20 protein-coding genes and 1 tRNA gene are annotated in these 23,026 nt (G+C 49.8%); 3 read left to right on the top strand and 18 right to left on the bottom strand.

Annotated features, from left to right (window positions below; genetic code table 11):
* Positions 1–144: 144 nt before the first annotated feature.
* The 9 genes from B2X65_RS01210 to B2X65_RS01170 all read right to left on the bottom strand — a co-directional run bounded on the left by B2X65_RS01210 (position 145) and on the right by B2X65_RS01170 (position 11,385).
* A complete protein-coding gene (locus B2X65_RS01210; protein ID WP_290610023.1) occupies positions 145–759 on the bottom strand; it encodes a hypothetical protein in 615 nt (204 codons plus the stop codon).
* 101 nt (positions 760–860) lie between these two features.
* Positions 861–2,237 (bottom strand): hypothetical protein, encoded by a 1,377-nt coding sequence (locus tag B2X65_RS01205; RefSeq protein WP_290610021.1) that lies wholly within the window; start codon positions 2,235–2,237, stop codon positions 861–863.
* A gap of 119 nt (positions 2,238–2,356) precedes the next feature.
* On the bottom strand, positions 2,357–3,226 hold the full coding sequence (locus B2X65_RS01200; protein WP_290610020.1) for a DUF7281 domain-containing protein: 870 nt from the start codon (positions 3,224–3,226) through the stop codon (positions 2,357–2,359).
* Positions 3,226–4,485, bottom strand: a complete 1,260-nt coding sequence (locus B2X65_RS01195) for a hypothetical protein (protein ID WP_290610019.1) — start codon at positions 4,483–4,485, stop codon at positions 3,226–3,228. The genes B2X65_RS01200 and B2X65_RS01195 overlap by 1 nt, the downstream gene beginning before the upstream one ends.
* Positions 4,485–5,105: a condensin complex protein MksE gene (locus B2X65_RS01190; RefSeq protein ID WP_290610016.1), complete on the bottom strand. Its 621-nt coding sequence runs from the start codon at positions 5,103–5,105 to the stop codon at positions 4,485–4,487. Before B2X65_RS01190 ends, B2X65_RS01195 begins: the two co-directional genes overlap by 1 nt.
* Positions 5,105–8,770, bottom strand: a complete 3,666-nt coding sequence (locus B2X65_RS01185; protein ID WP_290610015.1) for an ATP-binding protein — start codon at positions 8,768–8,770, stop codon at positions 5,105–5,107. The genes B2X65_RS01190 and B2X65_RS01185 overlap by 1 nt, the downstream gene beginning before the upstream one ends.
* A 129-nt stretch (positions 8,771–8,899) precedes the next feature.
* A complete protein-coding gene (locus B2X65_RS01180) occupies positions 8,900–9,526 on the bottom strand; it encodes a YigZ family protein (protein WP_290610014.1) in 627 nt (208 codons plus the stop codon).
* Positions 9,527–9,529: 3 nt separating this feature from the next.
* On the bottom strand, positions 9,530–10,750 hold the full coding sequence (locus B2X65_RS01175; RefSeq protein WP_290610012.1) for a DUF418 domain-containing protein: 1,221 nt from the start codon (positions 10,748–10,750) through the stop codon (positions 9,530–9,532).
* Positions 10,751–10,752: 2 nt separating this feature from the next.
* Positions 10,753–11,385, bottom strand: coding sequence for a trimeric intracellular cation channel family protein (locus B2X65_RS01170; protein ID WP_290610011.1), 633 nt, complete (start codon positions 11,383–11,385; stop codon positions 10,753–10,755).
* Positions 11,386–11,659: 274 nt separating this feature from the next.
* Here B2X65_RS01170 and B2X65_RS01165 point away from each other — a divergent pair, with 274 nt between their 5' ends.
* Positions 11,660–12,613, top strand: a complete 954-nt coding sequence (locus tag B2X65_RS01165; RefSeq protein ID WP_290610009.1) for a hypothetical protein — start codon at positions 11,660–11,662, stop codon at positions 12,611–12,613.
* A 76-nt stretch (positions 12,614–12,689) separates the two neighbouring features.
* Here the strand turns inward: B2X65_RS01165 and B2X65_RS01160 are convergent, their stop codons facing one another.
* The 9 genes from B2X65_RS01160 to leuA all read right to left on the bottom strand — a co-directional run bounded on the left by B2X65_RS01160 (position 12,690) and on the right by leuA (position 21,154).
* Positions 12,690–13,685 carry an FHA domain-containing protein gene (locus B2X65_RS01160; protein ID WP_290610007.1) on the bottom strand — a complete coding sequence of 332 codons (996 nt, stop codon included), beginning with the start codon at positions 13,683–13,685 and terminating at the stop codon, positions 12,690–12,692.
* Positions 13,673–14,923: a S1C family serine protease gene (locus B2X65_RS01155; protein WP_290610006.1), complete on the bottom strand. Its 1,251-nt coding sequence runs from the start codon at positions 14,921–14,923 to the stop codon at positions 13,673–13,675. Before B2X65_RS01155 ends, B2X65_RS01160 begins: the two co-directional genes overlap by 13 nt.
* A gap of 88 nt (positions 14,924–15,011) precedes the next feature.
* On the bottom strand, positions 15,012–15,602 hold the full coding sequence (locus B2X65_RS01150) for a uracil-DNA glycosylase family protein (RefSeq protein WP_290610005.1): 591 nt from the start codon (positions 15,600–15,602) through the stop codon (positions 15,012–15,014).
* 6 nt (positions 15,603–15,608) lie between these two features.
* A complete protein-coding gene (locus tag B2X65_RS01145) occupies positions 15,609–15,956 on the bottom strand; it encodes a gamma-glutamylcyclotransferase family protein (RefSeq protein WP_290610003.1) in 348 nt (115 codons plus the stop codon).
* A gap of 29 nt (positions 15,957–15,985) precedes the next feature.
* Positions 15,986–16,384 carry a hypothetical protein gene (locus B2X65_RS01140; RefSeq protein WP_290610002.1) on the bottom strand — a complete coding sequence of 133 codons (399 nt, stop codon included), beginning with the start codon at positions 16,382–16,384 and terminating at the stop codon, positions 15,986–15,988.
* Positions 16,385–16,432: 48 nt separating this feature from the next.
* The gene (leuD, locus tag B2X65_RS01135; protein WP_290610000.1) at positions 16,433–17,035 is read right to left on the bottom strand and encodes a 3-isopropylmalate dehydratase small subunit; all 603 of its coding nucleotides are present in this window, start codon (positions 17,033–17,035) and stop codon (positions 16,433–16,435) included.
* Positions 17,032–18,471 (bottom strand): 3-isopropylmalate dehydratase large subunit, encoded by a 1,440-nt coding sequence (gene leuC, locus B2X65_RS01130; RefSeq protein WP_290609999.1) that lies wholly within the window; start codon positions 18,469–18,471, stop codon positions 17,032–17,034. The genes leuD and leuC overlap by 4 nt, the downstream gene beginning before the upstream one ends.
* Positions 18,471–19,547, bottom strand: coding sequence for a 3-isopropylmalate dehydrogenase (gene leuB / locus B2X65_RS01125; protein ID WP_290609997.1), 1,077 nt, complete (start codon positions 19,545–19,547; stop codon positions 18,471–18,473). Before leuB ends, leuC begins: the two co-directional genes overlap by 1 nt.
* On the bottom strand, positions 19,547–21,154 hold the full coding sequence (gene leuA, locus B2X65_RS01120; RefSeq protein ID WP_290609995.1) for a 2-isopropylmalate synthase: 1,608 nt from the start codon (positions 21,152–21,154) through the stop codon (positions 19,547–19,549). The genes leuB and leuA overlap by 1 nt, the downstream gene beginning before the upstream one ends.
* Positions 21,155–21,527: 373 nt before the next feature.
* On the opposite strand from leuA, the gene B2X65_RS01115 reads away from it, so the two are divergent.
* Together B2X65_RS01115 and B2X65_RS01110 are read left to right on the top strand one after the other, a co-directional pair.
* Positions 21,528–22,838 (top strand): hypothetical protein, encoded by a 1,311-nt coding sequence (locus tag B2X65_RS01115; RefSeq protein ID WP_290609994.1) that lies wholly within the window; start codon positions 21,528–21,530, stop codon positions 22,836–22,838.
* Between the two features lie 79 nt (positions 22,839–22,917).
* Positions 22,918–23,004: transfer RNA gene (locus tag B2X65_RS01110), tRNA-Leu, on the top strand.
* The last annotated feature ends 22 nt before the right edge of the window (positions 23,005–23,026 follow it).

The raw sequence follows: 23,026 nt of genomic DNA, 5'->3' as shown, positions 1-23,026 counted from the left end.
ATGGCAGTTTTAGTCCTGTTATAACACGACAAAATCACGACATAGTCCAGTTTTGTCGGCGACAATTAAGATCAAAAGAGTGCAAAAGGGTCAGAGGCATTGATTGTAACTGCAGGTAACAAAAGCGATATCTGCCCTCAAAGGTTACTTTTTTGCCGATCTCCCGTAATCTTTTGCTAAAACCCTTTTAATGCGGTTGCGGGTATAGCGTTGCAGCATAATGGGAAAGAAATTCACGACTATATTGCCTGCACTGAGATAAATAGCCCAACCATGCCAGCCCAGGCGCCATGCATACGCCGATGTAACGGCACCAAACGCTAATAGAACGATGTGACCACGCTCGCTTTGTCTGGTACGACCGATGAAGTCAGCTGCTGAGTTTTTGCATCTGATCATTCTGAAGCGAGGATCTGTGCGCCGGTCCCACCTATTTGCAAAGTCGCCATTAGGAACAAACTTTCGAAAAGTAAGTACGCCCAACTTCTCATAAATGTTGCCAGAGCGTTCGAAGCGATAGATGTTAAAGTAGCTATCCGGCAATACCCACCAGAGGGCGAAGCAGGCAACGACAGGAACAAGAAACCATGCCTCCGGCAACAGGTTACCGGCAGCATACTTAAAAGGCCTGAGCGGCCCCCAGGCATACAACCAGAACATCAGCAGCGGACCAAGCCACCCGCCTGCCATAATAGCGAACGGCACAATATTCAGGCCATGGGTTGGTGGCGCAGGCAGTGGTGGCTCTGATTGTTTCATTCGTTGTCTCCTGAAGTATCAAAAGAGATCAATAGACGAAGTGTAATGGATTTTAGAGACAGGTGGCAAAAAGCAGGGGCTGGCCCTGTTGATGACTTCGCTTAAATATCCAACGATGAAAAACCTGCAAATAATCTCTGTATTCCATCTCGATCATTAACCTTCAATGGCGATTTTAAAATATCAGCTTTCAGTTTTATAAATATATTTTTGTAAGGCATTGATCTTTCGGGGCAAACTTCATATTCAGTTACGTCATAATCTTGAGCCGGACAGTATAAATAAAACATGCTCTTTTTGACTAAAAGCTGGTCAATGTCCTCTAAGGTTATCTCTGTATCTTTGTAATCAGAATTGCTTTTAACGCCAGTAAGTTCCGTAGCTATCATTGAGACAACATTTGCTATATGTCGGGAGCTTTCTAGCAAAAAAATATCATAGAATTCATTAACCTCACTCCGGCACATTGAAGATGATTTACTTTTCCAACTTTCTCCCTTTTCATTTAAGTCAGGCTCAATTCCTTCGTATCTGTGATAGTCAGCGAGAGTGCTGTGAGGTATAGATCCAGTATCAATTAACACTCTTCTGATATTTAATAGCTCAACGATGTTCTTTTCGATTAAAGTGTGATTAAAGTGAGATGTGAACATCGGTTTTATATTATTAAAAAATTTTTGTAATTCTTCGTGGCACGCTTCGGGGAATTTCTTTACCAGATAATAAATTTCGTCTTCAGGTTTTGGTGTTGTATCTTTTTCTAATAACGGTGCCAATTTACCGCCCGGTTCGATAAATGGCGTTTCTTTGGATAAGTTTAATAAGTAATTACCAAAACTCTTTAGCTCATCATCTTTTATACTTTCTATCTCTTTTAGCAAGCGGCTCAATGCCAATTTACTGTTAACAATATTGCCGAGTTGGCGTTCGTAATTAGCTGCTATATAAAAATACTCAAGTCTCTTATGTGTTGCCAGATCTGTATTCAACAGCTGGTAAATGTCACGCAAGGCAGCGCTGCGAAATTTGTTAGCGGTCTCAAATTCATTAATTTGTTCATACAGGTAGGCGAATACTCTCTTTTGAGTATTGCTGGATTCAGCAGAGAGCGTTCTAAAAGAGTAAATCTTCTCCAGTAATTTCAACTTTGAAAAAAGGCTTTTTATATTCAGTGGAGGGTTTTCCTGCAGATATTCAGATATCTTTGTCTTTTCTGCAGCTGTGATATTGTCGAAGTCGCCTATAAATGCAATAAAACCCGAATCGTTACAGAACCAAATCGCTAAAGAAGACGTGTATGGAAAGAAAATCTGATCATATTTTGATGGCCAGTCATACACGTAGCCACCAAAGCTGCGCACATTATTGACTAAACACTCTGAACCTGACTTTATGGGGTCATCAACTTTATGCTCTTTCCATGAAGTTGCATGCGTATTAAACGCAACTAGCAGAATTAAAATATAAAAATATCGCAACAAATATCCCGGCTCCAATTAAAGCTACACATGTATGCAAATATAGCGGTCCCTTTTAAACTTTGCTAGCGCGCTTTAGTAACAAATGGATCTGACCCCCAACGTTCTAAGCAAGCCGTTCAGCCGAGCAGATTAACCGGTATCAGCGATATTCCCTGCATATTTTGCTGCCTAAGCCCTTTTAACTGCTGACACAAAAACTGCTGATATGGCTTAAATTCAGTTGCTGGTGTTTTAGCTGCTATCCCGGTGATAAAGCTTAACTGGTTGTCTGGCAGCATGGCTGCACTGGCGTGTTGTTGCAAGTTGGTAAAGTCCGGTAGCAGTATGGCGCTGTAGCCTTCGTTTAAGGCTATGCTAACGCCTTTGGCGTCAAAATCACCGAAGTACAATAGCGGTTTATTTTGCGTAAGCCAGGCAACTTTTAGTGCCTTACAGCCTCTGCTATACAATGCATCGCCGCGATAAATAATCAGCGGTTGCTGATAGGGCAGCGCTAGCGAAAAGGCGTCTAGCTGATAAAAGCAATCAAGGTTTTCTACTATTAACAGCGCATCAAACTGCGCCAGCGGCAGCTGCTGCCAATTGGTATCGATAAACTCTGCGGTTATGCCGAGGTTGGTATCTACCACCGTATTAAGCCGCAGCAATACCCTGTTTTGGCGCGGTTGCAGGCCAATACTTTTTAGCTCTTGCTGGCTGGAATTGGCATTATTCAGCCGGCTGCTATGGCTTAAATCATCCAAAAAGCAAGCTTGCTGCAATTTTCGTTGCACAACGGCAATATCTTTTAGCAAGGCCAGACTAAAGGTAAAGTGCGGTAGCTTATTGCTGTTGCCCGGCACCAATTCATGTTCAATACACCACAGCAGCACCTGTTGTGTTGCTTTTACGCTGGTGTTTACCCGCTCACTGCCACTGGCGTTCAGGCGCTGTTGCAGTTGCTGCAAGAAACGCAGTGCCTGCGCGCTTAGCGGCGGGTAGCTCATTACGCCGCCTGTACTTGTAACTGCAGGCTGATATCGCGGATAAGCAACAGCTGATTCATGGCGCTGGCCGGGGCTTCGTCGCGCAGTATGGCGAACATTTGCTTTTCATCCTGCGGCAGCGCCTGATATTCAGCGATGATCTGATATAACCAGATCTCGCTGTCCCATTCTAATGCCTGTTGCTCCAGGTAGCTTAACGCGCTGAGTTTACCGCCCTGGTCAATCACCCTAAGGTAGAAGTTCTCGACGTCGGTTTTAAGGGCCTGCTGGCGGGCAGCAATTTCTTCATCTACCCAGACACTGCTAAAGCTGGCGCTTTGGTTATCGAGCAGGTTAACCGGCTTGGAACGCGGCAGCGCCCGCACTAATTCGGCCAGGGTTTGCCGCTCACTGGCTTTATCGAGCGCAATGGACGCTTGCGGTATTATGGCTGCGGCCTGGTTAAACAGGGCGGGCAATTCTGAGCGGTTAGGGTAATCGGCTGGCTGATACTTTGGGTGCTGGCGTAAAAAGGCCGCCATATTGCTGATAAGCAGCGAGCGTGCCTGTTGCTGGCGAAACTTAGCCAGTAATTCGACCAGCCGTTTTTGCACTTCTAACAAACTGCTGTGGTGCGAGCTTAGTTGGTTTTGCAGCTGGCTGACCAACAATTTACGTAAATGGTTGTTGCCCTCAGACAGCTCAATTAACTCGCTGAAGTCGAGTAAGTCCAGACCATCGAGTAAGCGCCGTAGTTGTTTTTGGGCCCGTTCGTTTTCACGAATTTTATCATCTAAGCTCGCGACAAAGCCGAAGTCACTGTTTAGCCGGTGCCACAAACTGTCGATGGCCTCTTCAAACTGGCCGCTTAAATCATGCACATGCTCGGTTAAGCGTTGCAGTTGCAGCTCGGCCACACTGTAATCGCCTTTATACTGGGCATCACGATAAGCCTGTACCCGGTTGCGAATTTGCTCCAGCTTCTCCGCTACGTCGGCGTTAATTTGCCGGCGGTTTTCATCGGCCACCATACTGGCAATCAGCTCGCTGACTAATGGCCGCAATGCCAGGGGTTGCTGCTCATCTGGCCGCCATAAAATACGCGCAGCGATCAACTTTTTTAATGCACCTTCGCTAAAGGCGGTTTCATCAATAAAACCGTCCAGATAACCCTGCATTAAGGCTTTATGGTGTTTGCCGAGCAAAGCCAGACGCTCGCTGCCAATATTAAACAGGTTAGAGGCCGTGCCCGCTGTTGAGCCAGAGTCTAATGCTGCCATCAGAGCAGGGCCTCCTGATTCGGGGTGTCTTCTACCGGTAATTGCTCTTCATCCCGGATAAAGCGTATCACATCAATTAAATAGTCAATTTTGCCGGTGACCACATAGTACTGGCGATCATGATGCGGCTGCAGCAAATAGCCGTGCTCTTTTAAGCGGCGGAAAATCAGCTTTACCTGGTTATCCAGCTGCTCACTCTGGCTATTAAAAAAGCGGTCGCTGGCCAGTTGGTTTAAGCGCTGGCGCAGGCTCTGGTTATCTTCGGTGCGCAGCACAAACTCCTGCAGCTTAATGGTGTCACCCGCGGTGAGCGCGCTGTCGCGGCCCAGGGTTTCCTGCACCAGTTGCAGCCATTCTAATAATGGCATCAGCGATTGCACTGTTAACGAAAACTGGCTGCTTAACTGCTCACGGGCGTCTTTGTTCAGCTCATGATAACCCAGAAAAAACACACTGTTATCGTCGTTACTGACCAGGCGGCGGTTTAACGGCCGCAGGTAGTGGTTAATGTCCTGCTGGGTTTGCTCATTGCTTAAATGGCGAAAGGCATCTTCGTCGCTTATCTGACAAATAAAATTGCCGGCCAGCAGGCGCTCGAGTATCGGTCCGTGTTGTAACATCAGCTTGCCTCCTGCTGTTTACTGGCCAACCGCTCTGCCAGCCGGCTGACTTTAGGTTGAATGCGTTTTAACTGGCGTTTGCTCGGGTCTTGCTGGCTCGGCTCAATTAAATAGCGATGGCTGAACAGCATTAATACGTCAGACTCCGGGTTAGGGAAGGCGCCGACAATGACAATATTATTGCTGCTACAGGCGGCAAATAACTTCTCTACGTTGTGATAGGCCAGGGTGCCGATTTCATCAATCGGCCAATGAATGGCCACCTTGGCATCGCCACGCAGCAGGCGGGTAAAGGCCAGTAAGTACTTACATAAAATCAGGTAAGCCATACCATGGCTGGACGACTCCAGCAGCTGGCGGTCGTTTTTAATCACCAGCTCTGAGCCACCTTCGCTTAAATGCAGCTCCAGGCGCAGCAAGGATTCAATGCTGTACTGCTCATCGCTACGTAGCAGTTCTACCACGTCGGCTAAGGCATTTAAGTACTGCTCAGAGGGCAGCGCTTTGCCCGATGCACCCCAGTCATCATATAATTTGGCGAAGTGTTTTAACGGCTGCCAGAAACCCAGCTCGTCAATGGTAGACAAAATGCGCACTTCTGAGCGGCTGATGCCCTCCAGTACTAAATCGTCGGCGACGGCTTCGCTTAACCGGCGGCTTTGCAGCGCAATACGCCGGTTAATATCACTAAACACGGTAAAGAACTTTTTCAGATCGCCGCCAATATTCTCGCCCATTTCCAGCAATTGCTGCTGGGCACCTTTTAATATTTCCAGCAGGTTTTGCAAAATAGGCAGTTGCTGCCGCTCAGCGGCATAATCAGGCAGCTTGCGTTTCTCATGCTGCAGCCGGTCTAAAAACTCCGGGCCGGCATCTTTACTTAGCATACTTTCAAACTGGTCGATGGCAGTTTTTAATGCGCTGTCGGCTTTGCTGCGTTGCTCTAATGCTTCATTGGCACGCGCCAGCCGTTCTATTAAATCGGCAGAACCGCTTAACGTGGCCGGGGTAATGGCTGCCAGATGCAGCTCCTGCAGTTTGTGCAGCGCCGGTTTAATCTGGTTTAGTAATTGCTCGGCCTGGCTCATCCGCTCTTGCTGCTGGCGTTTTTGCTCTTCCAGCTTTTTAGCATTGCTGCTGTAACTGGCTTTTTGCTGCTCCAGCGCTTGCTGGGCAGTTCGCTGCTGTTGTTTCTGTGCGGTTTCCCGCTCTAACAGTTGCGGCCGCAGCTGCTGCCAGTCCAGTTTAATAAATTGCTGCCAGGCAGTTAGCTGATCCTGACGCGCTTCTACCGCTTTAATGTCGCCTTTTAGCTGCTCTTGTTTTTGCTTCAGTTCGGTTAAACGGCGCGGGTCGATGCCTTTGGCTGATAACTCTTCATTAAAAGCCTGCTGCAACTCTTTAATCTGGTTTTTATTGTCATCGCGCTTATGCTCCAGCTGGCGCTCCAGCTCGTCAATTTGCTCATCAAATACCTGCAGCTCGGCCTGCCAGTCGGCTTTTAATTCCATTTTCTGGCTTTGATGATCACTTTGCAGCGCCTGTAAATCGGCGTGTTGCTGCTGCTGCAGTTTTTCCAGCTGTTGCTGCTGTGCGGCTAATTCGGTTTTAACACTGGCCTGGCGCTGCGCATTCAGTTCACGCTGCTGTGCCTGCAAGCGATTACGGGCATCGCGGGCGTACTCGATATTTTGCTCATACTGGGTTAGCTGCCACTGCGCTTGCTCTACCTGAGAACGACTAAGCTCGGCTTGCTCGTGGCGCTCTTTTAAGGTTTTTTCAGCCTGAAATTTGCCGGCAGTGGCCTGCTCCAGTTGTTGCTCAGCTGCCTGAATGCGATGGCGAATGGCGGCTTCGTCCTGGGCGTAATCCGGGGTGTCGATGGCCGTCAGCTCAAGCTGTAAGCCATACAGGCTGTCGCTGATATCGGCCAAATGCGGTTGTAAGTCCTGGCGCTCTAATAAACGCTCGTCCAGTACTTTGCCCAGTTTTTGCTCCCAGCCGTTATAGTGCAGCCGTAAAAAGTGGCGCAAGCTGCCTTGCTCTGGTGTCAGCTGACGGTGCAATTGCTGTAATTGCTGCTCGCTGCTGTGCAGTGCTTTGCGGCTAAGCTCCAGCTCAGTATCTGCCTGATCTCGGGCGCTTCTGGCCTGCTGGTACTGCTGTTGCAGCTGCTGTAACTGACGGCCCTGCTGCTGTGTTTGCTGCTGAGCATCTTCTAAGCGTACGTCGGCATTGCGCTGCTCTTCATGCTCGGCTGCCGTTAGCATCGACCCTTTTAACTGGCTGTGCAGCACGGCAATACTGCTGCTGACATCGGTAAGCTGGCTACTAAACTGTTGCTGTGCCTGTTGTTGTCGCTGACTAAAGGCGTGCTCTAACTCTGATAATTTGCTGTCTTGCTGCTCACGGGTGCTATCTTTTTGTTGCTGCAGCTGGCGGGCCTTAGCGCGGTGTTGCTCGCTTAAGCGGTTAAAGCTTTCAGACAGCTTCATTTTGCGCTGCTCTAACTGACGCTCTAAATCGCCATGCTGCTCTACCATTAACTGATATTGCTCAAGCACTTCGGCCAGATTTTCCCGCCACAGTGGCAGTGCGTCCGTGTCGCGCTGCAGTTTGGGCATATCCTGGCCGTCAAACTCATCGTAGCGCTGCTGTAACTGATCGAGCCGGGCACTGGTTTCATGTAAATCAGCTTCGGCTTTGGCCAGCTGGCTACTTTGCTCTAACTGTTGCTGGCTATATTGCTCTTTTAAGGTTTGCAGCTGACCGCGCAGGCTAAGCACCTGCTGCTCTGCATCGGCTTTGTGTTGTTTCTGGTTTTGCTCGTCCTGCACCAGCAGCGGCAGCAACGCCGCAAGCTGGGCCTCACTGCCGTCCAGTTGCTGGGCCAGTTGCTTTAAGCGGCCAAAATCCTGCTGCAGTTTATCGAGGCGCATCGACTGGCGCATTTGCAATATCCAGTCCCGTGCTTTGGTATTTTTTACTTTGGTGGTGGGCAGGGTAACGCCGTCTTCTTCAAAAATGGCCGCCAGCATCGACTTTAGCGTGTCCATTTTGCCTTCTTTGGCATGCACCGCACTGACCAGTTTTTCAATATGGCGCAGTTTATGGCCACTGCTGACTAAGCTAAAGCTGGCAGCTAACCTGCGCAGTTTAACGCTATCGGCATTATTGCCACGCAGTGCGCCGGCATCGTTCTGAATAATGCTGCGATACTCGCTGGTGGCGCTGATTTTCGCTGATACCTGCACCTCAGGCCGGCCGCGCATTGCTGCTGCCCAGTCGTTATAACTTAAGGCTTTGACGCCCTCGCTACTTTCGGTTAAGTAAAAATCACTCTGATAGGCTGCGCCGACAAAGCGGTATTCCACCCCGCCATCACTTTTGCGAGTGAGTACCACCTGACATAGGGCGCCGTCTTCGCGCTGGTATTCGTAAATCAGGTAGCTGTTAGAAAATGGCAGGTAAAACTCATCAAACTTTTTGCGGGTTTTTGGCACTACCCGGTTGGGCTGCTCGCCATAAAATACCGGTACTAAACGTTGTAAGGTGGTCTTGCCCGAGGCATTGGTGCCGCAAATATTAGTGTGCTGATCCAGCTGCAATTCCACCACCCCTGGCAGGTGGGTGTGAATAAGCACAATACGAAGTAACTGAGACATAGCGCATCCTGTCGGCGGCGCGAAAAGCGGCGCCGCTATTGTCGTTTTAATGAGGCTTATTATCCATGGAATGCGACCAAATGCCAGTTTGAAATAGGCTGGCAGTAACAATAGCTATGTCAGGGCCTGTTAACGATCGGCAGAAGGCGAAACCTCATTAACTCCCGCACTGCCCGAGCTGATATTTTGCAGCTGCTGGCTAAAATCATCGATATTGGCCAGTGGCAGGTTAACCGTTAACTGCACCTGCTGGCTGTATTGGGCATTGAGTAACTGACCACCCTGCTGCTCTAATAACAGTCGGGCTTTGGTTTCAAAGGCAAAATCCAGGGTAATAATACGCTGCACCAGTGGCAAAACTGTAGTGGTAGTGGCCAGCGCTGCCGCCTGCGATACCGCTGCCGAATACGCCCGCACCAGGCCACCGGCACCGAGTTTAACGCCGCCAAAGTAGCGCACCACCACCGCCAGGCAATTGCCCAGCTCTTGTTCGGTCAGCACATGCAGCATCGGTTTACCGGCGGTGCCGCCCGGTTCACCATCGTCGCTGAAAGCCTGTGTTTGAGGTTGGCGGGTATTGCCAATAATATAAGCCCAACAGACATGGTTGGCATCCCGATATTGCTCGCGGTACTGATTAACCAGGGCCATCGCTTCATCGCGGCTGCGAACCGGCAGCAGAAAGCTTAGAAATTCACTATTTTTCTCAATAAGACGATACTCTACCGGCGCGGCCAGTTCGGTGTAGGGGTTCACAAGTTATTTATGCTCAATATCTTTGGTTGTATTGGTATTCGCTTCGGAAGTGTCGGCAGCAGCAACCGGCTGCTGACTTAACCGTCGCCAGAGCCATTCCAGCGGGCCTTGGGCAAAGTGCTGCAGATACCAGCGGCAAAACAGCAGTTGCAGCATAATGGTGGCAATGGCAATGCCAAGTAGCGATAGCCGGTCCAGGCTGGCAAACCAGTCGGGTTTAATCACTTTAAACAGCAGTACCATTAGCAGGCTCTGGCTTAAGTACAGGGTAAATGCCATGCGGCCGCAAGGTGCCAGCCAGCGTTGCAACCCTTGATACAAGGCTGGCTGCTGCCGGGCATTAATCAGGACGCTGGCAAAGGCCAGCGCCATTAATAAGGCACTGATTTGCTCCCACGGCAGAGATACCGCGAGATCGTAGCCGTAACCGGTCAGATGATCCAGCACTGCAGTGCTGCCGCTGATTGCCAGGGACGTCAGAAATAACAGGATGGTAATGCGTCGTGAATAGCCCTGGCTAAACCAGCCGCTCTTATAAAGTGCCATGCCAAATACCATCAGTGCCGCCATTAGCCAATACAGGGTCATCACAAAACCGATCAGCATAATGAGGTTCAGCCATAGCTGCTCGGTTAACTGAGCCAGGTAAGGCCCGGTCCACAGCAGCTGCTGTGCCAGTAATACCTCGGCATCGAGTGGCTGCAGCGGTGGTGGCGGAGACAATAGCAAATACACACTGTAAATAGCCGGCATTATTAACGAAATCGTAAATAACATGGCACCCTTGCGCCACAGCGCAGCGGTATCGAGTTTATGATATCCCTGTTTTAGTACTAATAAACCAGTAACGGCATACCACAGCAGAATATCGCCAAACCAGATAAAGCTGATATGCAAAAGACCCACAACAACCAGCCAGTTTAAGCGGCGACGTAGATAGCGCTCACCATACTTTTCCACGATAAGTAGCAGGCTTACTCCGAACAACAGGTTAAACAAGGTTAAAAACCGGCCGGAAAATAACAGCGTTTGCAGGTTGTACAAGCCAATATCTAAAGCACTGATAGCGGGTTGCCAAATCAGGCTGTGCGAATAATCAGGCGGGTTGGCGAAGGCAAATACGTTCATCAATATGATGCCTAAAATGACAAAACCACGGATGATATCCAGTTGCACCAAACGGCTGGGGTTACTGTTCATTAAAGGTGGGCTGGCAGCAGGCATTATCAGGGCTCATTTAACTCGTTATGGTGTTTACCAAAAACCGCTATAGTAATTTGCCACTTAATTGCCGCCAGGCGAAGCAGCAATAATGCCAACATTCCGGCCAGCATCGCGGGCAACTGGGCTGCACCAAGCGCCAGTAAACCGGTATAAACACCACCACCTACCAGGCAGGTAACGGCATATAACTCACCCCTAAATACCATGGGAATTTCCCGGCAAAGCACATCGCGGATCATGCCGCCGCAAACTGCGCTCATAGTACCCAGCATAATGGCCACCAGGGTGGATGTACCGAAGTCGAGCGCCTTTTGGGTGCCCATAATAACGAAGAATGCCAGGCCTAAGGCATCAAAGAGCTGCAGGGTATTGTGCGGAATGGTTAAGCGGTTACGTACTAGTAAAATAGTGCCAACGGCAGCGATTAAAATGGCATAAAAGTAGCTATTATCGTTTATCCAGATCACCGGCACATCTAAAATAAGATCGCGCAAGGTGCCACCACCAATAGCCGTAACACTGGCCAGCACAATTACCCCAAAGCCATCCATTTGATTGCGCCATGCTGCCAGGGTGCCGGATACGGCAAATACTGCAACGCCCAGTAAGTCAAACCACAGAAAATACGTTGCCATGGCGAAAGATAATTTTGCCGGAAAAAGATAGCGTTACGCTAGCAGGCTTTCTGAAGCAGGTAAATGCTTTCCCGTTGCAAAGGTCAATTATTACCGCCCAACTATTTCAGCCCAACTATTTCAGCCCAATTATTTCAGCCCAATTATTTCAGCATAGTTAAGCTAATCATGAAATAGTGAAGCAACTCACTTTTCGCAGACTAAGGTGTTATGCTACGATTTCCCGCTTTTGTAAAAAATTCGTTTTATAAATAATAGTGAATAAAGGATTAGTATGAATAAATTAGTTGTTGGTGCCGGTATTGTTGTGGTTGCCGCCGCTGCGGGCTTTTATTACGCCAATTCGCAAGCTGAAAATGCCATTAAAGAACAAATTGAACTGGCAAATCAGTCATATGCAGAGATGGCCGCTAGCGGTTTAATGCCAGCAATTAGCATTGGTTATCAGGATGTGGCGGCCAACGTGTTAACGTCCAGCTATAGCGTTAGCGGTGTCGATGTCAGTGTTGCTGGCATGGGGCAAGTGGCTACCATTGAAAAAGTAACTGCAGTGGGCTTGAAGCCTAAGGGCCTGGCCGACAAAGGCAGCGCGCAACTGATTGGCGCCAAAATGTCCGAGCCCATGCTGGCCATGTTACCACCGCAGATGAGCGAGTTTGTGAAAGGTGTGGTGTTACATGCCGACTACAGTTACCAATATACCCCAGCGAACGGTGAATTATATTTCAGCCAGGTTACCCGGGTAAATGACGAATTTAGTGTGGCTTACAACTTCTCGTTCGCGCAAATGCAGGAACTGTGGGCATTTGCCCGTGACATGAGTGAGAAAACACCAGAAGAGCAACAAGCCTTAAGTATGTCAGATAGCTACATGACGGATGTAATGGCGAATCTGGTAAAAGGTGCGCTGAAAAGTGGTGAATTGGTTATTACTAACGATGGCTTTATTCAGCGCCTGGTCGCTATGGCCAGCGCTCAGGGTCAGATGCCACCGCTGGATGCCTTACAAGGTATGGCGTTAATGGCAATTACTGCTGATGAAAATTTGCCGCTGACAATGAAAGAAAGTCTGACCACCTTTATTAATCAGCCAGAAAAACTGCAGGTAAATATTAACTTTGCCGAGCCGGTTAGCTTTGAAGCGGTGCAATCGGGTGCGTTAATGGCTGAACTGCAAACCCCGGAGCAAATGATTGAGTTTGCTAACCTGAAAATGGTTGCCAATTAATCTGGCAGCGCGTTAGTGAGGTACCCGCAACCGAAAAAAGGCAGCCAGGCTGCCTTTTTTTAACGGCACTTTTTAGCTAAGCCTCTGGGGCATTGCTTCTTTTTGCAGCCTTTTCAACCCGGTCTTTTTCTGCTTTAGCCGCAGTGTTGGTAAATAGCAGCTCAGTTTTCTCCATAAAAATGTCGGTAGCGGTTGGCTGGCGCAATAACAAAACCTGAGGCAACAATTGATGCTCAAATTGAGGCGAGTAGTGGGCATCGGAATATTCAAGCCATGGGTATACCCAGTATAAGCTACTGAACAGCAAAGTCAGACCAATATGCAGCCAGCGGCGCTGAATATTCACTAAGGCAAAGCTAAACCAGAAAAACACCAGCAGCAGTAAGGTAGGGAGTAAGTAACTTAAGCCTCGAGTAAGCATGCTATTGTTCAGGTTAAAATTAAGCAGCGCCGCCAGAATATCCCAGCCGGCCCAGATGACTAACAGGCAAAATGTCAACGCTAATAGCGGTTTCAGGCGCGGTTCGCGGTTACTGAAGCGAGCCCACAGTGCCAGCAACAAGGGCCACAGGGCAAACATCAATAAGAGAAAGGGAATAAGCAGTAGTTGTTTTTGCCACTGACTGTCTTCGCCAATGCCGTCCAGCCAGAATTCATAACCCAAGCTAATTGCCACCAGTAACAGCGCCACAATTAGCACCAGTGGTGAGCCAAGCCATTGAAACAGCCGCTCAGCTGGCTGTAAACGTTGGGTTGCCGGCACCGGGTGATCACTGAAGACCACCCTTAACCGCTGCTTGCCAAGGGTAAATTGCTGACCAGACTGCGTTATGGGCTGTTGCTTAACCCGCTGCCCGCGCTGGTTAAGCATGCCGTTTACCGAGTCCATATCCGTTAGCTGCCATTGTTGCTGGTCGTTCAGGGTCAATACGGCGTGTTCGGCGCAACTGTGTGGATCCAGCAAGATAATATCGTTGTTGTATCCCCTGCCCAGACTAATTTGTGGCTGGTTAAATTTATGACGCTCGGTGACCCGGCCCTGGCTATTTAACAACTCAATCAGGATTGCCATACCACGGCCTCCATAAATTTACGGGCAAAGGCTGTGGCATTTTCCTGGGTTACTCCGGCCAGGGTAAAATGACTAATAAAGCCTTGCTGGCCATCAGCGACGGTAGCGGCCAGATACAAGGCATCAAATAACTGGGGGTACTCTTTATAGGCGCGAACACAAAAAATAACCCGGCTGGCCTTGCCCGCCATCGCGACAATATCACTATGGCAATTAAAGCCCGTGACATCATGCTTACCGGCGCGGTTGTCGGCACCGCTATAACTTATCCGGTTTTGATAATGGTGGTTAAATTTCAAGGGGGATAAATCTTTACCGTCCAGCCATTCGAATTGCATTTCCAGTTTACCGGTGGTCAGGCCGGAGTTCAGGTAAATTTGCTCGCTCTGACCACAACTGGCTGTGGCGGTATCAATACCATTATTTTGCTCAAGCTCTGTCGCGTGGCCCCAGCATTGCACAAAAGGTGCGATATCTGCCGGCACCAGGCCCTTACCAAGCGGCTGCATTTGCCATTGTTCGCTTAGCATCGGGCTAAGCATTTGCTGCTGATTGGTCAGTAACTGTTGCAGAATTTGCTGTTTCAATGTGTCTATTTCTGGCGCAGTGCTGTTGGCACCGGCCAGCAAGGCATTGACCTGCGCAACCGGTACGACAAAGCCGATTTGGTTGCCTGCGGTAGCCACATTAACCCCAATTACTTCACTATTGCTATTAACACTGGGTCCGCCGCTCATGCCTGGGTTTATTGAGCCTGTTACATGTAACCTTGGGTAAAAGCTTTGCTGTTTCATACCATTAAACGTACCCGGCACCACCACCATGCCTAAATCATGGGGGTTACCCAGGCTGAACACCTGCTCACCCTGAGCAGGTAAATTGCTGGCAAGGGTAAACTGGCGGTTTTGTTTTTGCGGGGTACGCAGCAGGGCTAAATCGTTAATGACGTCGACGGCGATAATTTGCAGTTGTTGTTTATTGTCATCACCCAGGTTAGCCATCAGCTGATATTGTTGTTCAGACTGAATTTTCTCAGCGATAACATGGTAGTTGGTGATCAATAAATCGTCACTGACATAAAAGCCACTGCCTATTGCTGACTTGCGCTGAGTCTGGTTTTCTATTACCTGCACTTGAATAAGCGCATCCTGATAATTATTGAACACACTTTGCGCGGTGTCAGCCACAGCCGGCTGAGCCAGCATTATTACTAAGCCGCAAAATACTCGGTACAACATAGATTACATTCCTGTTAATTAAGCAGCCAAACTAGCGATTCGTGGCCAGAAATACAAGCTATGATGCGGTATTCTGTGACACTTTTACTCACTCTCCACTCGCCAGTATCTGTTGCACTCTAATTTGCAGCACCGGTAGCAGATCTTCCACGAACCACGGATTACGTTTAAGCCAGATATTGTTGCGTGGGCTGGGATGAGGCAAGGGTATTTTCTGAGGCCAGTAATCCTGCCAGCTGGCAACGGTCGCCGTCAGTGTCGGTTTAGCGTCGGCCAGGTGATAAGCCTGCGCATACTTGCCAATAACCACCGTTAGCTGCAGTTGGGTTAACTGCTGCAATAAGGCTTGCTGCCAGGTTGCTGCACACTCTGGTCGCGGTGGTAAATCGCCGCTTTTGCCGGTACCCGGAAAACAAAAGCCCATCGGTAAAATCGCCACCAGCCGGGGGTTATAAAACTGAGCAGCAGTTAATCCCAGCCACGAACGCAAGCGCTCACCGCTGGCATCAGCGAAAGGCACTGCTGCATCATGTGCTTTCTTACCCGGAGCCTGGCCTGCTATCAGAATGCGGGCGGCCGGATGCCACTGTAATATCGGTTTTGGTTCCAGCGGCAAAAGTGGCGCACATAAGGTGCATTGACGAACGCTGGCCAGTAACGCAGCATTATCTTCAGCCATACCGGTTTACCTTAGTTCAGGCGCTGCGGCAGCATAGATCCAGCAATCAGTGCCGGACTTCAAACAGGCGCTTACCCTGATATAAGCATCCACTTCATAATCGTCGGCCTGTTCCAGCTCAGCGTCAGTAAGCTCAAATACGGTGCCTGCTACTTCATCACTGCTATTGCCGGTAAAGCGCAGTATCGGGTGAATGGCTTTGCCACTTTCCTTAAGCACCCGCAGGTCGGTAATGGCTATTTCACCAACAACATAGCCCGGCAGAATGTCTTTGTTGCCCGTAAGCTCCCGCCCAAAGTTAGCCAGCTGCACATTCTTTTGCTGTAAAGTGCCGTAGGAGAACAGTTTAGGCATGCCTACCCCTTTAATTAACTGAATTTGAATTAGTCGATTTGTAACGGCGCTATTTGTGCCATTTCTTCTGCTGTCAGGGCTTTATAGCCTCTGGGATATGGCCAGCCAAACCCCCAGCGAAATTTGGTGGGCAAGTAGGGTGTGCCACCCACTCTGACGCCCGCCAGCATAAGACGGGCAATTTCAGGCTCTCCCACTTTTGCTACGCATGCCTGCAGCGCGTTATCCGCAGCAAGGCGCTGCTGATACGTACCGCCTTTCCAGTATGCGTAGTCGTGCGCAGTACAACATGCCAGCCACAAATCATTTTGCTCGCGGGTGCCATCGGGAAATAAGCTGCAGCCATCAGACGTAAAAGGCTCGATTTCGTTGGCTGGCGCGCTTAAGGGTACCAGCAGCAATGTCAGAAGCAGCATTTTCAGCATCATCGTAACCGACCGTAATGTTGTTGCTGCATGTTGCTCCTCTGTTATGGTTTACCCCAGCCAGGGCTGGCTGGCTTTGCGGCTTTGCTCGTAATCGGTGATTTGCGGGTTTAGTTGCTCGCTGCTACCGATAAAATCTAAGCCGGATAATAGCCGCTGTTTAATATCGGCGTCTATATTAAAGCCCATAGCGGCATTATTACCGAACATAATTTCCTGACTTTGCAAATCAATTTGCCAGTGCTGTGGCCCCTGAGTGCAGCGATTAAACAGCAGGTCGATATTGGTTTTACTTAACTGAATTAATAACATGGCGTTATTGACGCTGTTATTAAAGAAAATATCCGCAAAGCTTTCGGCAATAATCACATTAAAGCCAGATTGCTGGATGGCCCAGGGCGCGTGTTCGCGGCTGGAGCCACAACCAAAGTTAGCCCGGGTTAGTAAGATGCTGGCGCCTTGATACTCGGGCTTATTAATCACAAAATCCGGATTGGGGCTGCCATCAGCTAAATAACGCCAGTCAAAAAACATGGCCTGGCCAAAACCCTCACGGCTGACGCTGGTTAAAAACTGTTTTGGGATAATCTGATCAGTATCCACGTTATTTTTATCCAGCGGGCATACTACACCCTGTGCAAAAATCTTACTCATGCCCGGTCTCCTGTTTCAGTCGTCGCGGCAGCGATATTAACGAACTTACCGGCAATGGCAGCGGCAGCGGCCATGGCGGGGCTAACCAGGTGGGTGCGCGCACCGCGGCCCTGGCGACCTTCAAAGTTGCGGTTACTGGTCGAGGCGCAGCGCTCGCCGGCAGCAACTCTGTCATCATTCATGCCCAGGCACATACTGCAGCCGGGTTCGCGCCATTCAAAACCGGCGTCTTTAAAAATACTGGCCAGGCCTTCATTTTCAGCCTGGCGTTTCACCATGCCCGAGCCCGGTACGACTAACGCCCGCACGCCGGCAGCAACCTGCTTACCCTGCACTACGCTGGCGGCAGCGCGTAAGTCTTCAATCCGGCTGTTGGTGCAGCTGCCAATAAATACCACATCTACTTTGCAATCGGTCAGCTTCTGCCCTGGCTCTAATCCCATATAGGCCAGGGCACGCTCGGCGGCATCGCGTTTGGTTGGGTCTGTAAAGCTGGCAGGTTCCGGTACGCTCTGGTCAACGGCCATGACCTGCTCGGGGTTAGTGCCCCAGGTAATTTGCGGCGTAATACTGCTGGCATCAAGCGTAACAGTCTGATCGAACACCGCATCAATGTCTGAATACAAGCTTTGCCAGTATTGCACTGCGCCTTGCCAATGTTCTTCTTTGGGCGCATGGGCTTTGCCTTTTATGTAAGCAAAGGTGGTGTCATCCGGGGCAATTAAGCCGGCTTTGGCGCCCATTTCAATGCTCATATTGCATAAGGTCATCCGTCCTTCCATGCTCATGGCGCGAATAGCACTACCAGAGAATTCCGCAACATAGCCATTACCGCCGGCAGTGCCCAGTTTGCCAATGACCGCCATAATCACGTCTTTTGGCGTAACATGGCTGCTTAATTTGCCATTTATTTCGACTTTTAAGGTTTTGGCCTGCTGCTGCGGCAAGGTTTGGGTAGCAAGCACATGCTCGACTTCTGAGGTGCCAATACCAAAAGCCAGCGCACCAAAGGCACCATGAGTAGAGGTATGGGAGTCACCGCAGACGATAATCATACCCGGCTGGGTTAAGCCCTGCTCGGGGCCAATGACATGGACGATGCCCTGATCGGGGTGGGTTAAATCTAATAATGGGATCTGATTTTCATCGCAATTAGCCGCCAGTGCTTCCAGCTGCTTCCGTGACGTTTCACCGGCCGCATCAATACTGCGGCGCTGGGTGGATACATTGTGGTCCATGGTGGCGAAGGTTAAATCTGGCCGGCGCACGCTGCGCTTCGCCAGCTTTAAACCAGAAAAGGCCTGCGGCGAGGTCACCTCATGAATTAAATGACGATCAACGTATAACAAATCTGTGCTGGGGTTTAGCTTACCGACCACATGGCTGGCATAGATTTTCTGATATAAGGTTTGTGCGTTAGCAGTGGCCTGGCCCATTACTTATTCTCCTGGCGTAAGGTTGCAATAATAGCGGCGCCAACAGCGGCCGTGCCATAAGTCGATTTCGGATCAATGTCACGTGTGACAATGTGCTGCTCTAAGCAGTGCTGTACGGCCTGCTCAATGGCCCGGGCGGCGTCTTCTTCGCCAAAGCTGTAGCGCAGCATTAACGCCGCACTTAAAATCTGAGCGATAGGGTTGGCGATGCCCTTGCCTGCGATATCGGGTGCACTGCCGCCAGCCGGCTCATACAAGCCAAAGCCACTGCCATTTAAACTGGCCGACGGTAATAAGCCTAATGAGCCGGCAATGGCAGCAATTTCATCGGATAAAATATCGCCAAACAGGTTGTCGCACAGCAAGACATCAAACTGCTGAGGGCTGCGGATAAGCTGCATGGCCGCGTTATCAATGTACATATGTTCCAGGGTGACATCGGGGTAGTCTTTGGCAATGCGCTCGACCGTTTCACGCCATAAAATACTGGTTTGCAGCACATTGGCTTTATCAATTGAAGTGACTTTATTACTGCGCTTGCAGGCAGCTTCAAACGCTACTTTGGCAATCCGCTCAATTTCAAATACGCTGTAGCGCTGGGTATCAAACGCGTCGCTGTCGCTTCGCCCTTTTTCGCCAAAATAAATGCCGCCAGTCAGTTCGCGCACGCACAACACATCCATGCCTAAGCTGCTAACGCGCGGGTGTAATGGCGATAAGTCGGCAAACGCCGGGTAAATCTGGCCAGGGCGTAAATTACAGAATAAATCGAAGGTTTTACGTAGCGGTAACAACGAGCCACGTTCAGGTTGTTTATCCGGCGCCAAACCGGTCCATTTCGGCCCGCCCACTGAGCCAAATAAAATGGCATCACTTTGCTGGCAAACTGACAAGGTTTGCGGCGGTAGGGGCTCACCGCTGGCATCGATGGCGGCACCGCCAATCAGCGCTGGGGTAAGCTTTAACCCAAACTGAAACCTATCGGCTACCACCTGTAATACTTTTACTGCTTCGGCCATCACCTCCGGGCCAATGCCATCACCGGCCAGCACCGCGACGTTGTATTGCTTGTTCATTATTGTTCACCTGCTGCAATTTTTATTGTGTTTTTTTCTGGTGTATGGTCACGCGCCTGTTTCTGAGCATGTTTATGGGCGTCGATAGTCTGGGTGCGCTGGATCATATTCAGTACATGGACATAGGCCAGCACCGAGCTGCGAACAATATCGGTTGCCAGACCGGCACCATGAAAACGGCGGCCTTCATGTTCGGCGATAATATCCACCTGGCCCAGGGCGTCTTCGCCACTGCCTTTGGCCTGCAAGTTAAAATCGACCATCTTTATCGTCAGTTTGCTGATGCGGGTAATGGCGCTGAATGCAGCCTCTACCGGGCCATTGCCGGTAGCCGCTTCAGTAAACAGCTGATCGCCACAGCGCAAGCCAACCGTGGCGCTGGCAATATGACCGGTGTGGGTAGACGAGCTTAAAAACTCTAAGGCAAAGTAATCGTTTTGCTCCTGCATGTTTTCAAAAAATACCAGCGCTTCTAAGTCATAATCAAACACCCGGCCTTTTTGGTCGGCCAGCGCGACAAAGCTTTGGTATACCGCCTCTAAGTCATAATCGTCTTGGGTGTAACCCAACTCAGCTAAACGATGCTGAATAACATGCCGGCCCGAACGCGAGGTTAAATTCAGCTCGTTCTGGCGAATGCCCACTTGCTCCGGTGCCATTATCTCGTATGTGTTTTGCGCCTTTAACACACCATCCTGATGAATGCCCGAACTGTGAGCAAAGGCGTTTTCACCGACAATCGCTTTATTCGGCTGAATGGGCATATTACAAATCTGGCTAACTAAATGAGAGCTTCGGTAAATTTCAGTGGTTTTAATATCGGTATATAAGGGCGCCAATACGTCTTTGCGGGTGTTAATAATCATCGCCACCTCTTCCAGCGAGCAGTTACCCGCGCGCTCGCCAATGCCATTTACCGTACATTCAATTTGCCTTGCACCGGCCTGAATGGCGCTGATGCTATTGGCAACGGCTAAGCCTAAATCGTTGTGGCAGTGCACGCTTAAGCGGGCTTTGTCGATGTTCGGCACCTTATTGCGTAAGGTACTGATAATGGCTGCAAATTCGTTGGGGATGGTGTAACCCACGGTATCCGGAATATTAATGGTGGTGGCACCGGCGTTAATGGCCCGCTCGACAATCCAGCATAAGTCATCAATCGGGGTACGCCCGGCATCCTCACAGGAAAACTCGATATCGTCGGTATAACGGCTGGCCAGTTTAATGGCGGCTACCGCCTGTTCGCTGGCCTGGGCCAGGGTTTTGCGCAATTTGTACTGTAAATGCAGTGGCGAGGTGGCAATAAAGGTATGAATACGCCGCCGCTCTGCATCCTTTAACGCTTCGCCGCAGGCTTCGATATCGGCGCTAACCGCGCGGGCCAGGCCACAAATAATCGGGCCTTTTACCTCGCGGGCAATGCGCTGTACTGAGTCGAAGTCGCCGGGGCTGGATACCGGAAATCCAACTTCCATCACATCTACTTTTAAGCGTGCAATGGCATGGGCCAGTTGTATTTTCTGCTTCTGGCTTAAGCTGGCCCGCAAGGCCTGCTCGCCGTCCCGTAAGGTCGTGTCGAAGATCCAGATTTTATTATCGCCGCTCATCTTGTATTTCCTGTTCCGTTTTTCGGTTTGGATTGCAACCTGTGGCGGGGACTTAAAAGCAAAAAACCCCGGCCAGTGGCACGGGGTTTTCGTTATTGGTCGTTACGTTTTTTACCAATAAACCACACCCCGCGCGCCGCAGAGGAGCACGAGGAGGCTGATAGTAGAAACGCAACGTTGTAAATTCATTAATTGCTCGTATTGATTACTTTTTAGCAAGACGCCAATAGTAATAACACGGTTATTTTTTAACTGCAACAGTATAGATGGCTAAACGCATGAAAAAGTTGCTGGCAGGCACGCTACGCGCTAGGCTTAAGCACATAATAATGTTCTAACTCATTAAAACTAAAACAAACCAAGGAAGCTAATTATGCAACGACGCCTGTTTAAACCATTGGTACTTTCCGCCAGCTTGATGCTGATAACAGCCTGTGGTGACGCGCCGGAGCCGCGGGTTGCCGCAACGGTTGATGTCGACAACATTGCCCGCCAGTATACGCAACTGGTATTAGCGCTGGGCGAGCATGACAGCAACTATGTTGATGCTTATTATGGCCCCGGGCAACTACGCGACGAGGCAGTGGCCCGCGGTATGAGTGCAGCCGATATTGCCGCAGAGGCTAAGGCGTTGCTTGAAAAAATTGATACTCAGCCGCTGGCAGATAGCGATATGCGTAAATTGCGGCTGCATTATCTGGATAAGCAATTACAGGCACTGGCATTTCATGCTGAGCATCTGAGCAACGGCAAAAAAGCGAATTTTGAAGCTCAGGCTCAGGCTTTGTATGACACCACGCCGCCCAATTACACCCTGACAGATTTTGATGAAGTGCTGGCAGGCATTGCCGAGCTGGTGCCGGGAGAAGGCAACTTAACCGAGCGGGTCGTGGCTTACCGCAAAAATTTTGTGATCCCGGCCGATAAACTTGATGTGGTATTTCAGCGAGCCATTGAAGAATGTAAGCAGCGCACTCAGGCCCACATTAGCCTGCCCGAGGACGAAGATTTTAGCCTGGAATATGTGCAGGATAAACCCTGGAGCGGCTACAACTGGTACAAAGGTAAAGCGTACAGTTTAATTCAGATTAACAGTGAACGGCCGATCGATATTTCCCGTGCTGTTGACCTGGGTTGCCATGAGGGTTACCCGGGGCACCATACTTACAACGCCTTGTTGGAACACAAGCTGGTTGATGAGCTTGGCTGGCAGGAATTCAGCGTTTATCCGCTATACAGCCCGCAATCACTGATAGCCGAAGGCAGCGCCAATTATGGCATTGAAATGGCGTTTCCGGGCGAGCAGAAAATGCAGTTTGAGCGCGATGTGTTGTATCCGCTGGCCGGGCTGGATCCAGCAAAAGCAGCAGAATATGCGGCCTTTTTACAGTTAATGAACCGCTTAAGCTATGCCGGTAATGAAATTGCCCGCCAATATATTAACGGCGATATTGATGGCGAACGTGCCGTAGCCTTGCTGCAACAGTACAGCCTGAACAGTGAAGCCGAAGCACGGCAGCGGCTACGCTTTTTCGATACCTATGGCGCTTACGTCATAAACTATAACTGGGGTAAGCAACTGGTAAGAGACTATGTTGAGCAAACGGATGATCAGGCCGAGCGTTGGGCCCGGTTTACCCGGCTGTTATCGTCACCCCGGGTGCCTTCGTCTATTGAATGGTAAATAAATTACTTGCATAAGCCGGCGGCGTTCATTATTATGCGCGCCGTTCTGCCAGCACTTTTCAGTGCAACGCAACTCTGCCCGGGTGGTGAAATCGGTAGACACAAGGGATTTAAAATCCCTCGCTTAACAAAGCGTGCCGGTTCAAGTCCGGCCCCGGGCACCATTTACTGCTTAGCAGTAAGGTT

Source organism: Arsukibacterium sp. UBA3155, from assembly GCA_002364615.1.
Lineage (GTDB): Bacteria > Pseudomonadota > Gammaproteobacteria > Enterobacterales > Alteromonadaceae > Alishewanella.
Note: the sequence above shows the minus strand (reverse complement) of the source record. Positions and strands in the feature narration are given on the sequence as shown.

What these genes read in the sequence shown, in the direction of transcription:
- B2X65_RS01210 (WP_290610023.1), bottom strand. Translation starts at nt 759, where the DNA reads ATGAAACAATCAGAGCCACCACTGCCTGCGCCACCAACCCATGGCCTG.
- B2X65_RS01200 (WP_290610020.1), bottom strand. Translation starts at nt 3,226, where the DNA reads ATGAGCTACCCGCCGCTAAGCGCGCAGGCACTGCGTTTCTTGCAGCAA.
- B2X65_RS01195 (WP_290610019.1), bottom strand. Translation starts at nt 4,485, where the DNA reads ATGGCAGCATTAGACTCTGGCTCAACAGCGGGCACGGCCTCTAACCTG.
- B2X65_RS01190 (WP_290610016.1), bottom strand. Translation starts at nt 5,105, where the DNA reads ATGTTACAACACGGACCGATACTCGAGCGCCTGCTGGCCGGCAATTTT.
- B2X65_RS01185 (WP_290610015.1), bottom strand. Translation starts at nt 8,770, where the DNA reads ATGTCTCAGTTACTTCGTATTGTGCTTATTCACACCCACCTGCCAGGG.
- B2X65_RS01175 (WP_290610012.1), bottom strand. Translation starts at nt 10,750, where the DNA reads ATGCCTGCTGCCAGCCCACCTTTAATGAACAGTAACCCCAGCCGTTTG.
- B2X65_RS01170 (WP_290610011.1), bottom strand. Translation starts at nt 11,385, where the DNA reads ATGGCAACGTATTTTCTGTGGTTTGACTTACTGGGCGTTGCAGTATTT.
- B2X65_RS01165 (WP_290610009.1), top strand. Translation starts at nt 11,660, where the DNA reads ATGAATAAATTAGTTGTTGGTGCCGGTATTGTTGTGGTTGCCGCCGCT.
- B2X65_RS01160 (WP_290610007.1), bottom strand. Translation starts at nt 13,685, where the DNA reads ATGGCAATCCTGATTGAGTTGTTAAATAGCCAGGGCCGGGTCACCGAG.
- B2X65_RS01155 (WP_290610006.1), bottom strand. Translation starts at nt 14,923, where the DNA reads ATGTTGTACCGAGTATTTTGCGGCTTAGTAATAATGCTGGCTCAGCCG.
- B2X65_RS01150 (WP_290610005.1), bottom strand. Translation starts at nt 15,602, where the DNA reads ATGGCTGAAGATAATGCTGCGTTACTGGCCAGCGTTCGTCAATGCACC.
- B2X65_RS01145 (WP_290610003.1), bottom strand. Translation starts at nt 15,956, where the DNA reads ATGCCTAAACTGTTCTCCTACGGCACTTTACAGCAAAAGAATGTGCAG.
- B2X65_RS01140 (WP_290610002.1), bottom strand. Translation starts at nt 16,384, where the DNA reads ATGATGCTGAAAATGCTGCTTCTGACATTGCTGCTGGTACCCTTAAGC.
- leuD (WP_290610000.1), bottom strand. Translation starts at nt 17,035, where the DNA reads ATGAGTAAGATTTTTGCACAGGGTGTAGTATGCCCGCTGGATAAAAAT.
- leuC (WP_290609999.1), bottom strand. Translation starts at nt 18,471, where the DNA reads ATGGGCCAGGCCACTGCTAACGCACAAACCTTATATCAGAAAATCTAT.
- leuB (WP_290609997.1), bottom strand. Translation starts at nt 19,547, where the DNA reads ATGAACAAGCAATACAACGTCGCGGTGCTGGCCGGTGATGGCATTGGC.
- leuA (WP_290609995.1), bottom strand. Translation starts at nt 21,154, where the DNA reads ATGAGCGGCGATAATAAAATCTGGATCTTCGACACGACCTTACGGGAC.
- B2X65_RS01115 (WP_290609994.1), top strand. Translation starts at nt 21,528, where the DNA reads ATGCAACGACGCCTGTTTAAACCATTGGTACTTTCCGCCAGCTTGATG.